Here is a 16,301-nt window from a genome sequence, read left to right as displayed (position 1 = left end):
AAGTCCCTAGTGGACTTCTTTTAAAATATTAAAAATTATTTATTAGGAGATCTCGAAAGAGGTCTTTTTGCATTTCACACCCTAAAAACGACATTTCGCGACAAATGAAAAAATAAAGTATCATAAATAGTAAAATATGAATAGACAAGGGAGGTTTTTTATTAACAAATAAATAAGTAGTTTTAAACATAATAATTTTTAATAAGGGGAGGAAAAGAAAGTTATGAAGATAAAAATTAAGAAAATAATAGCAAGCGTACTTACATTTATGATGGTCTTTACACAAGTGCCTGTAAATGTATTTGCGGCAGATACTAATATTTCAAGTGATGGAAGTACGTATTATACAAGTACACCAGGAACATATAATTTACCTGGAGGTACGTATTATACTAAGAAATATTCTACATGGGAAAATGCAGGTACAAAAGTTTGTGTACAATATAATAGCTCTAAAATAGGAACGATAGCTTTAAATATATTAGGCGATGTTATTAATAATCCTGAAAAAAATGGAAGGTTCGATTTTATTAGGGCTGACAGGAATACTGATGTAACTATTAATATGAATGGTCATACATTTACTTATAGTGGAAATGATGTTTACAGTCTATGCGGATTTGTTGAAAATTCAGGAACAATGACAATCAATGGTAGTGGTGGAACGATTGTATCTGATAAAGTTGGACTTAACTCTATAGAGGGAGTTTTGAATGTTAATGATGCCACAATTAAAGCAAATCGTATTGGTATTTACAATAAAGGGACAGAACTTAAAGAGGCAGTACTTAAACTTAAAAATGTCACGTTTGAAAATTGTGGAACAGATGTTCAACTTGGTAGTAATGGTACCATTGATCTTTCAGAATATAATGGAAATGCTATTACAATTGATATTGATTATAACATAAATGATGGAAAAAAACACAGAATATCTCCAAGAGGAGTAAGTAGAGATGATTTGAATAAAATAAAATTTGTAAGAAATAGTGATAAATTATACAGAGTTGATCTTAGATATGACGAAGAAGGTCAATATATTTATTTAGCAAAACATGTTCACAAATGGAACTATGTACTTGATAACAGCGATGAAAGTGGAAAAACAATAAAAGGTTATTGTAGTGAAGAAGATAGAAAGAGTGAATGTGATTATCAGGATCCAGATACTACAACAGCGAAAATAGTATTAAAAACAAAAGATGGAGGGTATAAGAAAGGAGACAATGCTTGGGTTGAAAATGCCGCTGGTAATAATACCTCTAGTTTTCCAATATCAGGAGATTCATACCAATTAACATATTATCAAAATGGACAACAATTATCACAAAGACCAACAGAACCAGGAGATTATTCAGTAACTCTAACAATGAATCAAGTTTCAGTTTTTGGAGAATTCACAATTACGAAAGCAGAATATTATACAAATAAAATATATTTCAAAGATAAGAACTGGAAAGAACAAGATAATTGTGAATATACTTATCAAGGATATCAATCAGAATTTGGTCCATATGTAAAAGTCAATGATGGGTATGGTCATCTTATGGATCCAAATTATGTAGATTCAAATGCAGTTGTTTCTTATGAATACAAGAAATGTGATGATGACGACAGTACATATAAACCAATAAGTTCAGATAAGCTATTAGCTGAGTTAAATAGTCTAAAACCTGGTACTTATTTTATTAGAGGAGTAGTTTCTGAAACAAATCATTATTTGCGTTTAACAACAAAATCACTTAAATTTACTGTATTAAAAGCAAAACCTACTCCACCTAGCATTGTTAAATACACATGGGAATATGGAGAACAACCAGAACTTGTCCCTGAAAGTATGTTAGATAATTGTCAATATTCATATAAATATTATGATCGTGATACAAATGTTAAGGTCAATAAAGAATATCCAGACGTAGGAAAATATTATTTAAGTATATATAATTCGGGATCTGATCTTTATAAGTCTGGATCGTCTCCTCAAAAATTTATTACTATTACCCAAAGAACAGCAACTTTATCATGGAAACTAGATGGAACAAATACACTTGAAATTCCATATGATGGTAAACCACATGTTCCAACAGCAACTGTTACTAATACAGTTGGAGATGACAAATGTAACGTGACTGTTTCTGGTGAACAAACTGAAGTAGGTACATATACTGCAACTGCAACTGAATTGAGTGATTCAAATTATAAATTACCTGTACAAAATACAGTTACATTCGAAATTGTCAAAGCCCAAAGAGAAGCACCAACATCTGTAACAGCCACAGGAACAACATATAAAGGTGGAACAGATGGTAAATTAAATAATGTTGATTCATCAATGGAATATAGAAAAGATGGTGAAAATGAATGGCGTAGTATTACTGGAGATACTGTAGAAGGATTATCTACTGGTAAGTATTATGTAAGATATAAAGATAGTAATAATTATTATGCATCATCTGAAAAAGAAGTATATGTAGCCAATGGACAAGAAATCAAAGTAAAAGTTCCAGCTAGTCAAGTTGGATATACTTTAAGTGTTAGTAATACAGTTGTTGATTATAATGAATCAAGTACTCTTACATTTACCTTGAATAAAGGCTATTCAAAAACAAAAAATTTCGCTGTTAAGGTCAATGGCGAAACAGTTCAATTAGATAACAATAATCAATATACAATAAATAATATTCAAAAAAATACAAATATTACAGTTGAAGGAGTAGCTGATATAACAGCACCTGATACAGAAATAAAGGTATCCAATAAAACATGGAAAAGTATTTTAAATAAAATTACATTCGGTTTATTCTTTAAAGAAACACAAAAAGCAGAAATTACAGCTACAGATGAAGGTAGTGGAGTTAATAAATACTATTATTATGTTGATAAATCAGGTAGTGAAGAATCACTAACAGAGAAGCAATTACAAGCAGTAGATTGGAAAGAAGGAACATCTGTTACATTTAGTGAAGATAGTAATTATGTTATTTATGCCAAGGTAACAGATAAAGCAGGAAATATTAAATATGTTTCAACAGATGGTATCGTAATTGATACGATTGCACCACAAGTATCAGGTGTAGAAAACAATCAAACATATACGAAAACACAAACATTTACAGTAACTGATAATAATTTAGATACAGTAAAAGTAGATGGACAAACAGTTGAACCTACTAATGGTAGTTATACATTAGTTCCCAAAAAAGGAACATATACAATCGAAGTAACAGATAAATCAGGAAATAAAACAACATTAAATAATATTACAGTTAACTGGAAAAAAGTAAAAAAACCAACAGTAGAAAGCAAAGTATATACAGGACAAACATTAACTGCAAATATTTCAGAAAATGGTTTATACACAGTTAAAGAAAATAATGGTGGTATTGATGTAAATGAATATGATGTTCAATTGACTTTAAAAGATCCTACAAATTATAGATGGGAAGACGGTACTATTGATACAACAGTAAAATTCAATATTACCCAAGCAACACCAGTTGTTACGAAACCAACAACAAAAACACTAACATATAATGGAAGTGAACAAGAATTAGTAAATGCAGCATCTACTAATGGAGGAACAGTAAAATATTCTTTAGACAATAAAAACTGGTCAACATCAATTCCAACAGGGAAAGCTGCCAAAGGATATACAGTTTACTACAAAGTAGAAGGAAATAAAAACTTTAAAGGTGTAGATGTACAAGAAATCACAAATAAAATCAATCCTAGAACAATTGATTTAAACTGGAATAAAGAATTAACTTACAACGGTAAAGAACAATTACCAACAGCTACAGTTAATAACTTAGCAGATGGTGATAAATGTGAAATTACTGTTGATGGAAATCAACACAAAAATGCAGGCACTTATGAAGCTACAGCTACAAAAGTAAGTAATCAAAATTATAAGTTACCTGAAGATGTCACAACAAGTTATACAATTAAACCAAAAGATATAACTGTTACAATAACACCTAATGGTGGTACTTATGGTGAAAAAATTACAGGTGCTACAGCTAAGTTAAATGATGTAGAAAATGGCGATCATCCAGAAGTAATATTAACTTACACAGGAACAGGGTATGATGGAACAGAAGTTAATGGAACAAAAGTTCCTAGTCATGCAGGTAAATATACTGTTACAGCAAGTATCAATGACAAAAACTATAATTTAACTGGTACAAATACAGCTGAATTTGTAGTAAAGGGTGCAGATGCTGGATTAGAAGTAAAAGAAGTGAATGATAAAAAATATGGTGATCAAGGATTTAAATTAGAAGTATCTCATAAAGGTAATGGAAAATTATCTTATTCAAGTAGTAATGAGGATGTAGCTACAGTAGATGATCAAGGTAATGTAACAATTCATAATGCTGGTACAACAAAATTAAAAGTTACATTAGGAGTTGATCATAACTATGATAGTGATAGTAAAGAAGTAACATTAACTGTTAATAAAATCAATCATGAATTAACAGTTGATCAAAAAGATGTTGAAAAGACTTATGGTGATGAAGCATTTACAATTCATGCTCAAAGTAAAGATAATGAATCAGCTATTGAATATGCAAGTAGCGATGAAAAAGTAGCTACAGTAGATAGTGAAGGTAATGTAGTTATCAAAGGCGCAGGTAAAGTCATCATTACAGTAAGTCAAAAAGAAAGTAAGAATTATAAAAAAATATCTAAAGAAATAAATCTTACTGTTAAAGCTAAAAAGATTACAGTTACTGTAAATGATGCATCAAAGACATATGGAGATGAAGACTCTGAATTTACATATGTAAATGATAAACTTATTGGTAATGATAAATTAACAGGAATTATTCTTACAAGAGAAGAAGGAGAAGATGTAGGAACATATAAGATAAAAGTAAGTCAAAAAGAAGGATCAAATCCAAATTATGATATTACTTTTAAAGATGGAACATATACAATTAATCCATTATCGATTGATAAAGGAACAGTTGTATTAGGAAATGTCTTAAAATATACAGGAGAAAAACAAACACAAGAAGTAGAACAAGTTTTAGTCAATGGAAAAGTATTAAATAAAGAAGATTATGAAGTATTAGATAATCAAGCAACGAAAGAAGGAAAACATGTTCTAACAATCAAAGCTAAAGGAAATAACCATACAGGATCCTTTGAATATAGCTATGCAATCTTACCAAAAGAAAATGACAAGATAGGAACAGGATCATTTACTGTTAAAACAACAGGAGATGTAGAAATAAGTAGAGATGAAGTTATAGATCTCCTTATTGAAAATAAAAAAATAACAGCAAATGAATTAAGTGAAGTAGCAGAAGGTAAGAAAATAGAAATCGTATTAGAAGTAAAAGAAGCACAAACAAATGAACTTATTGAAACAAATACAAAAGGATATAAAGTAGGAAAATACTTAAATATTACTTTAAATAAAATAGTTAATGGAACAAATGAAAGTATACATGAACTTTCAAAAGTCATGAAAGTAACAATCAAAGTTCCAGAAGAACTAATCAATAAAGATAGTAAAACTAAAAGAGAATACTATATCGCAAGAAGTCATAATGGAAAAGTAGATATCTTAGAAACAAAATATGATGAAAAGACAAACAGCTTAACATTTGAAACAGATAAGTTCAGTGACTATGCAATTATCTATAAAGATAAAAAAGAATTAAAAACAACGGTAACTACTTCAATAAATAAATCAAATACAAAACAAACAACGAAAGCTAAAACGGGAGATAATGCAAATATTATAGGATTAATGATGCTACTAGTAAGCAGTATGTTTGTGATGGTATTTGTAAGAAAAAAAGAAAATTAATAGAGAAATAGAAAAAGTCTTTAAGTTGATGCTTAAAGGCTTTTTCGCTGTTTTCAATTTTAAATACCTAACGACACTATTCAAAACTGAACGACCTTTCTTAACAAATACCAAGTATACTAAAATATTTATATGCTACTAATTTAAATTTTAAATCTAATGATAAATTTAATAGTCAAATATTAGTAAAATATAGAGAGGAAATAATCTACTGTTTTTGTTACTTTTTTTGTAACAAGATGTTTTATTAAATAGATTGTTTTTTTTATTAAAGAGTCTATAATTGTATACAACATGAATGGAGGATTGCCTATGCTAGTAGATGGACATATGCATTTAGAAAACGGACCACTTACTAAAGAATATGTAATGGAATTTATTAATGAAGCTTATAAACAAGGATTTGATCGTATTCAAATTTTAGATCATACACATCGTTTTAAAGAATTTGAAGTTATTTATCAAGATGTTAAAGAAGCCAGTGATCAACAAAGAGAATGGCTTGCTAATAAGAAAATGAAATTTAAAGATACACTTTCTAGTTATGTGCGTTTAATTAATGAGGTAAAAGCGGAAGAACTTCCAATAGAAGTTTTATTTGGATTAGAAGTATGTTATGTTCCTGAATATAAAGAAGAAATAAGACGTATTTTAGAACCCTATCAATTTGATTTTTTAGTAGGAGCTATTCATTCTATTGATGGACTTTTATATGATATGCCTTGGTCTAAAGAACTACTTTGGGAAAAATATAATGTAGATGATATTTATCATCGTTATTATGAATTGATTTTTGATTTAGTTAAAAGCGATTTATTTACGCAATTAGCTCATCCTGATACAATTAAAATGTTTGGTTATTATCCAACTTATGATTTAAAACCAACTTATCATGAACTTGCTGAATTATTAGTAGAACATCATGTTAAAGGGGAATGTAATACAGGGTGTTATTATCGTTATCATCATCCTGATAAAGGTTTGTCTAAAGAATTGTTGGATATTTTTAAAGAACATCATGTGGATATTATTACAGCGAGTGATGCACATAAACCAGCAGATGTAGGAACTTGCATCAAAGATATTTATAAGTTATGTCAGTATGATTAAGTTGTTCTTGATTGAACAACTTTTTTGCTTTATGATAGACAAAAAAAGAAAGGTTGTTAGAAATGAGAATTACAGAATTATTAGATATAAATTCGATAGATTTAAATCCACAAGTTTCTAATAAAGAAGAAGCAATCAATCATCTGGTTGATTTATTAGATCAAAGTGGAAAATTAAATGATAAAGAAATTTATAAAGAAAGTGTTTTAAATAGAGAAGCGCAAAGTACAACAGGAATTGGTGATGGTGTTGCTATTCCTCATGGACAAAGTGAAGGTGTGAAAACAGCAGGATTATCTGCAATGGTTGTTAAAGAAGGATTAGATTTTAAATCTCTTGATGGACAACCTACTTATTTATTTTTTATGATTGGTGCTCCTAAAGATTCGGGAGGTGCTCATTTACAAGCTCTTGCACAGTTATCTACTTTATTAATGGAAGAAGATTTTAGAAATGCTTTAATTAATGCATCTTCTAAAGAAGAATTTTTACAATTAATAGATGCTAAGGAAAATAAAAAAGAAGAAGTGAAAGAAATTGTTCATCCTGCTGTTTTAGCAGTAACTGCGTGTCCTACAGGAATTGCTCATACTTTTATGGCGGCTAAAGCTTTAGAACAAGCGGGAGAAAAATTAAATATTTCTATTAAAGTAGAAACTAATGGGCAAGAAGGGGTTAAAAATCAATTAACACAAGATGATATTGATCATTGTACTTGTATTATAGTAGCTGCTGATAAAAAAGTAGAAATGCAAAGATTTGAAGCGAAAAAAGTAATTCAAGTTCCTGTAAGAGATGGGATTTCGAAAGCTGAAGAGCTTGTTCAAAAAGCAAATAATGGCGATGGTGAAATATATCATCATGATACTAAAAAAGAAAAACAAAATATCATACGTTTATTTTACAAACATTTAATGAATGGTATTTCACATGCTTTACCATTCCTTGTTGCAAGTGGAGTTCTATATGGTATTTTATATCTTGTTAAAGATCAGGTATTATCAAATCAATCATTGACACTTATAAATTATGTTCAACAATTAATAACAATCATGATTATTCCAATTGTATCAGCCTATATTGCTGATAGTATTGCAGATCGACCTGCAATGGTTTCAGGTTTTGCTGGTGGATTAATTGTTTGTCAAGGAATTTCAATGTCATCAATTTCTGCTAATTCAACTTCTTTGCTTGCAGGAATTGTTGCTGGTTTTTTAGCAGGATTTGTTTCATTGATTTTAAAGAAATTATTTTCTTATTTACCACAATGTTTAAAAGGAATAGAAGCATCATTATTCCATCCTGTTTTATCAACTGTTATTGTTTTATTTGTGATGATTTATTTAAATGGTTATTTGTATATAGCACATAGCTATATTTTACAATATGTTTCACTTGTTGAATCTCAAATGTCAACAAAAATCTTATTTGGATTTGTTTTAGGAATGATGATGGCTATTGATAATGGTGGTCCTATTAATAAAACAGCCTATGTTTTTGGAATAGGAATGCTTATAAGTTATGATTATTATCCAATGGCTGCAGTCATGGCTGGAGGAATGATTCCACCATTTATAATTGCTTTAACAGCAACATTATCTAAAAATAGATTTTCTAATCGAAAAGATGCATTAATGAATTATATTAATGGTATATCTTTTATATCTGAAGGAGCTATTCCATTTATTCAACAAGAATCAACTGTCATTTTACCAGCATGTTGTTTAGCAGCAGGTCTTGCAGGAGCATTATCAATGTATTTTGAATGTTCAATTACTTCTCCTCATGGAGGATTATTCTTAATATGGATGGTCAATAATCCATTATATTATTTAGCGTTAATTGTTTTATCAACAGTTGTAGGAACATTGTTATTATTTATTTTTACAAAATTAAAAAATAACGTAAAATAGTATGCAAGTTAATATGAAATTTTTAAGAAGTCATTGTGACTTCTTTTTTTGGACAATCCGTCCAATGAATTAAAAGAAAAGAAAGTATATAATAATAACAGAAAAGAAATATTTGTGAATTAAATTTGAGATAAAACTGAGACAAATATGAAACAAATTTGAGACGAAATAGAGAAGGACATAGGCTACAATTTATTTGTAACAAATCTAGATAAGTTACCTCAAATCAAAAAGAAAGCAGGTAATAATAATTGATACTAACAAATAAATTAACACCCGATAGTGCCTGTCGTTCCTTCTTCAATAATGATATTTACTTTCTTAATACATTTTGAAAATGATAGTGCTGTAATAATCAATGATACAAAGAGTGCAGAAGATAAAAAAAGAAGAAGAGATATCATCGTTAGAGGTGATATCCATGGTGTTTATTGTTTTTTTGGAGTTGAACATCAAAGTACGATCAATCAAGAAATGGTGATTCGATGTGGAATCTATGAAATGACGGAGTATTTAAAACAGATAAAAAATGGAATGCCCCTTTAAAACTAAGTGATTATTTTGATATACCAGAAGAGTTAAAAGAATATGTTAATGATTGGAAAATCAAAGTTGTCGATGTCAAAGAAATAGATACCAGTAAGATCAAGGATGAACAAACAAGAAGCCATCCAAGAGATGTATAAAGGAAACTATGAAGGATTACACCGAAGAATAAAGATGAATAGAGATAACTTTATTTATGCAGCCATCATTACAGGAAGTTTAGATTTAATTAGAGACTTACCAGAAGGAGATGAAATCGATATGTGTGAAGGAATGGAAAGAAGGCGAAAAACGAGAAAAGAAAACTGTATTATCATTATTGAAAGTAAAATTAGGAAATGTATCAAATCAACTCGAACAAGCAATACAAAATAGTTCAATTGAAAAACTTAATACATTAACACTTTCAATTTTTGATATCACAAACGAAGATGACGTTTTAAAAATCATCCATTAAAAAGAGCCTGTTTGAATTAATTATTTCAAACAGGTTCTTTTGTATAAACAAATTATTTTTTATTTAATAACATTACACCTTGTGGTGGGTTTTCATTGATAGCACCTACAATTGGATGAGGGACATACCTTTCTTCAAGGTAAGCAAGATCTTCGTTTGTAAGTTTGATATTTAAGGCATCAACGGCATCATCAATATAAGACATTTTGGTTGCTCCAATAATTGGGGAAGAAATACCTTTAGCCCATTGCCAAGCAAGAGCGATTTGTGACATTTTACAATGATATTTTTTAGAGAGTTCATCCACTCTTTTAACGATTTCCATATCTTGTTTTTCCATTTGATCATATTTGCCATGTACTACACGGTCAGTTTGCCCTCTTAATGTTTGAGATTCCCACGTATTTCTAGCAAGATGTCCTCCAGCTAAAGGACTATAAGGCATTAAAGAAACATTCATTTGTTTACAAATAGGAATCAATTCTTTTTCATCTTCACGATAAAGTAAATTATAATGATTTTCCATTGTAGAAAATGGTGTCCATTGATTGTCTCTAGCAACAATTTGCATATTATGGAATTGATAACCATACATTGCTGATGCACCAATAGCACGTACTTTACCGCATTTAACAAGCTCATGTAAAGCTTCCATTGTTTCTTCTATTGGTGTGTCATAGTCAAAACGATGAATAATATATAAGTCTAAATAATCAGTTCCTAAACGTTTTAAAGTACCATCGATTTCTCTAAAAATTGCTTCTTTAGAAAGTCTGCCTTCATTAAAATAAACTTTGGATGCAATTATAACATCTTCTCTTTTAACTCCTAAGTTTTTAAAAGCTTTTCCTAAATATTCTTCACTTGTTCCTTTAGAATAATTATTAGATGTATCAAAAAAGTTAATTCCTAGATCAAGAGCATGTTTGACCATTTCTTCTGTTTGTTTTTCATCTAAAGTCCAATCATGTAATGTTCCAGCTTTACCAAAGCTCATACATCCTAAACATACTTTAGAAACTTTAATATCAGTATTTCCTAATGTAGTATATTCCATTTCTATCACCTCTATCTTTATTATAAAAAGAATAAATGATTTGTCTAATACTTCAAAGCTATTATCTATGATGCTTAAAAACTATATGAATTATTTTCTATATTAGAAATGAAAAATAGAGTAGTTTATGATAAAATATATTTTCAAGGAAGGGTGAAAATTATGATTTTTACATATGAACAAATTTCAAAACTTAATGATACAGAATTAATTGTTTATAATTATATTATAAAAAATATAAATCAAGTTCTTAAAATGAATATAAGAGAACTTGCCAGTGAAAGTCATGTATCAACAGCAACGATTACTCGTTTCTGCCATAAACTAGATTGCGATGGTTTTGTTGAATTTAAAATAGAGTTAAAAAGGTTTAATGAAGTCAATAAAATGCCAGAAATTGATGACGAAATCACAATGTTGAATCAATTTTTTGAATACTCTAAAGGAAAAGAATTTCATGATAATATTGAACAAGCTGTAAATTATATTGTTGATAGTAATTTTATTGTTTGTCTTGGAATTGGTCAAAGTGGTATTATGGCTAAATATGCTGCAAGATTTTTTTCTAATATGGGCTATTATAGCCAATATATTGATGATCCTTTTTATCCTGCACCTACTGATCGTTTTGAAAAATGTTTATTAGTAGCTTTTTCAAATAGTGGAGAAACAAAAGAAGTTATTGATCAGTTAAGACTTTATCGAGGGGTACAATCAAGAATTATTTCAATTGTAAATGATACAAATAGTACGATTGGCAGAATGTCAGATTTAACAATTCCATATTTTATTAAAAAATTGATTTTACCAAATACAAAGAATATTTCTTCACAGGTTCCAGTCGTTTACATTATTGAACGTATTGGAAGAAAACTTCAAGCAATAAAAAATAAAGAAATAGAATAATTCTAAAAAGTGCTCATAATGAGCACTTTTTTTATTTATGACGAAAAGTAAGTTTTGTGACAAAGAATGTAACCTGTTACACAATTACTGAAAGCGTTATCTATTTTAAGACTCTTATGCTATTTTATTTTGTGTGATAGAAATGCATTCATTTAAAGTGCATGACTATAGAAAGCATGGCCAACTTTCTATAGATATCACAAAATGAATGTATTAAGAAGGGAGAAAAATATGAAACGGATAAAGAAATTGCTTGCTTCTATACTTACACTCGCAATGACGTTTTCAGTAATGGGTGTTGCTTCTGTAGAAGCAGTGAAAGATGTATTTACGTTCAAAGAAGAAAACACATATGCATTGATTTCAAATACAAATAATAAAGCAATTTATATTCATAATATAAATTGGGGAAATAATGATACTAAAGCAGATGGAGATTATTCAAAATCTGGAAAAGTTTTATCAAATTCACTTTTAAAAATTACTCCATTAGAAGATCAAAGTGGAGCAGATGCTTCTAAAGGTGAGGTAAAAGTAAAAATTGGATATGAAGTAGATGGAAAATATTATCCTATTCGTTCTGAAGGTAATGATTTTATTTTTGCTGATCCAAATCAAAGAGATAAAAATGATGATGATTTAAAACAATGTTCTTATATTATTACAAAAACAGGTGATAGTATTGGTACGATTAGAGATATGACAAGAGGTTATTATTTAACTGTTAATGATCAAGGTGAAATTCGTAAATTAGGAGATGATGTAAGTCAAGCTACTGAATTTACAATTGTTGAAAATCCAGCAATCATTGATAATACAACTTATATTGAAAGTGTTTCAACAGGTAAATTAGTCACATTTAAAGATCAAAGTGATGAAGATTATGCACCAATTTATGTAACAGGTGACAAAGAAAATATTACAGATGCTGAAAAATTTAATGTGAGCTTTGGGACAAATGGAGATGGTATTAAAGATGTTGTTGCTTTTCAATCAGTAAGTAAACCTGGATATCAAATTGCATCAGCTAAATGGGTTGATGGTGCCACACCAGCCGTTGGTTCTATTGGTAAAAATGGTGGTTGGGAATCTATCGCTATTGAACCTCTTGGTAATGGACAATTTGCTTTAAGAGATGCCGCTAAGGGAACTTATGTCAAAGTTAATGATGATAATATCTTAGAAGCAGGATGTGAAGCAACAGAAGAAATTCCTGATAATGAAAGATTCATCATTCATACAAGTCAAGAATTAAGTGAAGTAACTGATTTATCTTATGATAAAAGTTCTAGAACACAAACAACAATTGATTTAAAATGGACAAAACCTATCAATTTATATACTGATATTGAAGTTTATGCAAAAGCTTCTAACGAAGAAGTATTTAAAAAAGTTGCGTCTATTACAAATACAGATCATTATACTGTAGAAAATTTAAAAGCTGGTACTAAATATGAATTCTATTTAAAATTCATTAGTGGTAATGGAAACTTAGAGTTAGTAGATAATCCAATTTATGAAACAGATACAATTACTGCACCAACACGAATTGGTGAAAAACCTGAAACTGTTTCAGGATTAAAATTAAAACAATCTGATAATGAATTTACAGTTGAATTCAATAAAGCTAAAAATGCGACTCATTATCGTATCTTAGGTGCAACAAGCATGTTTGGTGATTATAAAGAAGTTGCTGTTGTTAAAACAAACTCTGCAAAAGTAAAAGCAGTAGATGAAAAAAATAAATACAATAACTACTATAAAGTAGTTGCTTTAAACAATGGAAACTTTGGAGATGAAGACTTTAAAAATGCTGATGAAGCAGATGAATCTGAATATGTTTCATTAGAAACAGAAACATTTGGTAGAAATACATTTATTTTCTCACCAGATGATGATACTCAAAAAATTGATGAATTGTTAAAGAACTTATTTGATCAACAAAATGACTATACAAATGATGCCCAATTTAAAGGAAAACAATACCAAGTTTACTTTAAAAAAGGAGATTATACAGATACATCATGTATGTATTTAGGTTTCTATACAACATTGAGTGGTTTAGGAAAATTACCAACAGATGTTAAATTAAATAATATTGCTATTCCTGCTTATCTACCTGCAGGTGCTTTAGGTGGAAATGGTGATAATGCTACTTGTAACTTCTGGAGATCAGCTGAAAATATTTCAGTTTATAACACTGGAAATGAACAAGGAAAAGCAGGATATGGTTCTTATCGTCCAGATCAATTAAATTGGGCAGTTGCTCAAGCAGCACCACTTAGAAGAATTTATTCAGAAAGACCAATTGCATATGATTGGAACTATGGATGGGCAAGTGGTGGATATGTTGCTGATTCATGGATCAATGCTTCATTTAATGATAATGGAAATCAATTAAGTGCTGGTACATTCTCTGGACAACAATTCTATACAAGAAATAGTAAACTAGCAGGTAATGCTTATGGAACAACATTAAATAACTTCTTCCAAGGTGTTGAAGCAAGTAATTTACCACAAGCTGATGGTACAACTGGTGAAGAATTATTAAGTAAACAAGGTGCTTCAAACTGGAATATTCCAGCCAGTGATGGAGGACAACAAGTCTTCACAAATATTGAAAAAACAAAAGAATTAGCTGAAAAACCATTCTTATATTTAGATGACGATGGTGAATACAAAGTATTTGTTCCTGCAGTTCAAAAAAATACAAAAGGTATTAGTTGGGGTGATGGAAAAGATAACGATGGAATGGGTGCAGGTAAATCTATTTCATTAGATGAATTCTATATTGCTAAACCTACAGATAGTGCAAGTGATATTAATAAAGCTTTAGATGAAGGTAAAAATATTTACTTTACACCTGGAACATATCATGCAGAAGAAACTATTCATGTAACAAAAGCAAACACAATCTTATTAGGTAGTGGAATGACTTCTATTATTCCTGATAATGATGAAGCAGCTATGTTAGTTGATGATGTTGATGGTGTAAGAGTAGCAGGGTTAATTTTTGATGCAGGTAGTCATTCGAAATATTTATTAAAAGTTGGAAATAAAAAATCTGATAAAGATCATGGAAATAACCCAACTATTTTACAAGATTTATTCTTCCGTGTAGGTGGTACAACAGATACTTTAACAACAGCAGATGATGCTTTAGAAATTAATAGTAATGATGTTTTATGTGATCATTTCTGGATTTGGCGTGCAGACCATGGAACTGGTGTTGCTTGGGATGGTAATGTTTCAAATCATGGATTAACAGTTAATGGTGATAACGTAACATGTTATGCATTATTCAATGAACATTTCAATCAATATGATACTTTATGGAATGGTGAAAATGGTTCAACATATTTCTATCAAAATGAAAAATGTTATGATCCAATTTCACAAGAAACATGGATGTCTCATAATGGCTCAGTTAATGGATATGCAGCTTATAAAGTTGCTAATAATGTGAAAAAACATTATGCTGTTGGATTAGGAATTTATAATGTATTTATTTATACTGGTGGGACTTTAGGAGAAAATGGTCAACCAGGTACTTTAGGTGATGGTAAAACAGTTTCAATTCAAATGGATAATGCGATTGAAGTACCAAATAGTAAAGATGTTTTAATTGAAAATGCATGTCTTCAAACATTTGCTAATGAAGATGGTGCTTTACAAAAATTCAATCATATTATTAATGGTGTTGGCTCTGGTGTAAGCAGTGGTATTGGTGGAGAAGGATGGTCTAGAAAATTCTTATTAAGCTATCAAAATGGTACTGCTATTGTTGGAAAACAAAATACTAATGATCAAAAAGGTAAATATATTGGTGTTGATACAATTACAGATATCAAACAATTAGGAGATGATGATTTAGATTTAGATGCTTTAAAAGCTTTAGTTAAAAATAAAAAGGATGCTAATACTTATACAGATGATAGCTATCAAGCTTATGAAACTGTTTATAATGAAGCAGCAGAAGTTTTAACAACAGATGGATTAAAATATGCTACACAAAAAGATGTAGATCAAGCTGTTGAAAAATTACAAAAAGCGCAAGATGCATTAGTAGTAAAAGTAAGCAAAGACGAATTAAATAAACTTTATACAGATAAAAAAGATTTAAAAGAAACAGATTATACAGCAGATTCATGGAAAGCATTTAAAGATGCCTTAAAGAATGCACAAGATGTTTTACAAAATGAAGATGCAACTCAAGATGAAGTTGATCAAGCTTTAGCTTCATTACAAAATGCAGTTAATAGTTTAAAAACAGTTTCTGGAAATAATGATCAACCAAATCAAAAACCTAATGATCAAGGTCAAAGTACAAAACCAAGTACTGGAAAAGGTCATACAAATAAAACTTCATCAACAAAGAAACATTCTAAAGTAAAAACAGGTGATGATATGATTGTTGTACCTTATGCATTATTAGCGATGGCTGCAGCTGGTGGTTATATTGCCCTTCAAAGAAAGAATAAGGGAAATTAA

Annotated in this window: 10 protein-coding genes; 9 read left to right on the top strand and 1 reads right to left on the bottom strand. The window is 29.4% G+C overall.

The genetic code is table 11. The features are described 5' to 3' along the window. The first annotated feature begins 223 nt into the window (after positions 1-223). From OCV55_RS02690 to OCV55_RS14035, 7 genes are all read left to right on the top strand, one after another. Complete coding sequence (locus tag OCV55_RS02690) at positions 224-5,821, top strand: MBG domain-containing protein (RefSeq protein WP_147579728.1); 5,598 nt, start codon at positions 224-226, stop codon at positions 5,819-5,821. A 312-nt stretch (positions 5,822-6,133) separates the two neighbouring features. Further along, positions 6,134-6,931: a histidinol-phosphatase HisJ family protein gene (locus OCV55_RS02685; RefSeq protein ID WP_267309777.1), complete on the top strand. Its 798-nt coding sequence runs from the start codon at positions 6,134-6,136 to the stop codon at positions 6,929-6,931. Between the two features lie 62 nt (positions 6,932-6,993). Continuing rightward, complete coding sequence (locus OCV55_RS02680; protein WP_147579727.1) at positions 6,994-8,844, top strand: PTS fructose transporter subunit IIABC; 1,851 nt, start codon at positions 6,994-6,996, stop codon at positions 8,842-8,844. Positions 8,845-9,150: 306 nt separating this feature from the next. Then, on the top strand, positions 9,151-9,390 hold the full coding sequence (locus OCV55_RS02675; protein WP_147579726.1) for a hypothetical protein: 240 nt from the start codon (positions 9,151-9,153) through the stop codon (positions 9,388-9,390). A 20-nt stretch (positions 9,391-9,410) separates the two neighbouring features. Then, entirely contained in the window at positions 9,411-9,530 is a 120-nt protein-coding gene (locus tag OCV55_RS14040; RefSeq protein WP_394802851.1) for a hypothetical protein, read from the top strand. Further along, positions 9,496-9,765, top strand: a complete 270-nt coding sequence (locus OCV55_RS02670; protein WP_267309776.1) for a hypothetical protein — start codon at positions 9,496-9,498, stop codon at positions 9,763-9,765. Before OCV55_RS14040 ends, OCV55_RS02670 begins: the two co-directional genes overlap by 35 nt. Further along, a complete protein-coding gene (locus tag OCV55_RS14035; RefSeq protein ID WP_394802850.1) occupies positions 9,710-9,847 on the top strand; it encodes a hypothetical protein in 138 nt (45 codons plus the stop codon). The genes OCV55_RS02670 and OCV55_RS14035 overlap by 56 nt, the downstream gene beginning before the upstream one ends. Positions 9,848-9,899: 52 nt before the next feature. Here OCV55_RS14035 and OCV55_RS02665 read toward each other — a convergent pair whose 3' ends face one another. Then, positions 9,900-10,904: an aldo/keto reductase gene (locus OCV55_RS02665; RefSeq protein ID WP_119362863.1), complete on the bottom strand. Its 1,005-nt coding sequence runs from the start codon at positions 10,902-10,904 to the stop codon at positions 9,900-9,902. A gap of 162 nt (positions 10,905-11,066) precedes the next feature. Here OCV55_RS02665 and OCV55_RS02660 point away from each other — a divergent pair, with 162 nt between their 5' ends. Both OCV55_RS02660 and OCV55_RS02655 read left to right on the top strand, forming a co-directional pair. Then, positions 11,067-11,810 (top strand): MurR/RpiR family transcriptional regulator, encoded by a 744-nt coding sequence (locus OCV55_RS02660; protein WP_147579724.1) that lies wholly within the window; start codon positions 11,067-11,069, stop codon positions 11,808-11,810. A gap of 231 nt (positions 11,811-12,041) precedes the next feature. Beyond that, positions 12,042-16,301 (top strand): fibronectin type III domain-containing protein, encoded by a 4,260-nt coding sequence (locus OCV55_RS02655; RefSeq protein WP_147579723.1) that lies wholly within the window; start codon positions 12,042-12,044, stop codon positions 16,299-16,301.

The sequence above is a fragment of the [Clostridium] ammoniilyticum genome, from assembly GCF_025566905.1.
Taxonomy (GTDB): domain Bacteria; phylum Bacillota_I; class Bacilli_A; order Erysipelotrichales; family Coprobacillaceae; genus Faecalibacillus; species Faecalibacillus intestinalis.
This window is presented reverse-complemented; position numbering and strand designations above follow the sequence as displayed.

Bases quoted from the DNA above. Each gene is read 5' to 3' on its own strand.
- OCV55_RS02665 (WP_119362863.1), bottom strand. From the start codon at position 10,904: ATGGAATATACTACATTAGGAAATACTGATATTAAAGTTTCTAAAGTA.
- OCV55_RS02655 (WP_147579723.1), top strand. From the start codon at position 12,042: ATGAAACGGATAAAGAAATTGCTTGCTTCTATACTTACACTCGCAATG.
- OCV55_RS02670 (WP_267309776.1), top strand. From the start codon at position 9,496: ATGAACAAACAAGAAGCCATCCAAGAGATGTATAAAGGAAACTATGAA.
- OCV55_RS02675 (WP_147579726.1), top strand. From the start codon at position 9,151: ATGATATTTACTTTCTTAATACATTTTGAAAATGATAGTGCTGTAATA.
- OCV55_RS02690 (WP_147579728.1), top strand. From the start codon at position 224: ATGAAGATAAAAATTAAGAAAATAATAGCAAGCGTACTTACATTTATG.
- OCV55_RS02660 (WP_147579724.1), top strand. From the start codon at position 11,067: ATGATTTTTACATATGAACAAATTTCAAAACTTAATGATACAGAATTA.
- OCV55_RS02685 (WP_267309777.1), top strand. From the start codon at position 6,134: ATGCTAGTAGATGGACATATGCATTTAGAAAACGGACCACTTACTAAA.
- OCV55_RS02680 (WP_147579727.1), top strand. From the start codon at position 6,994: ATGAGAATTACAGAATTATTAGATATAAATTCGATAGATTTAAATCCA.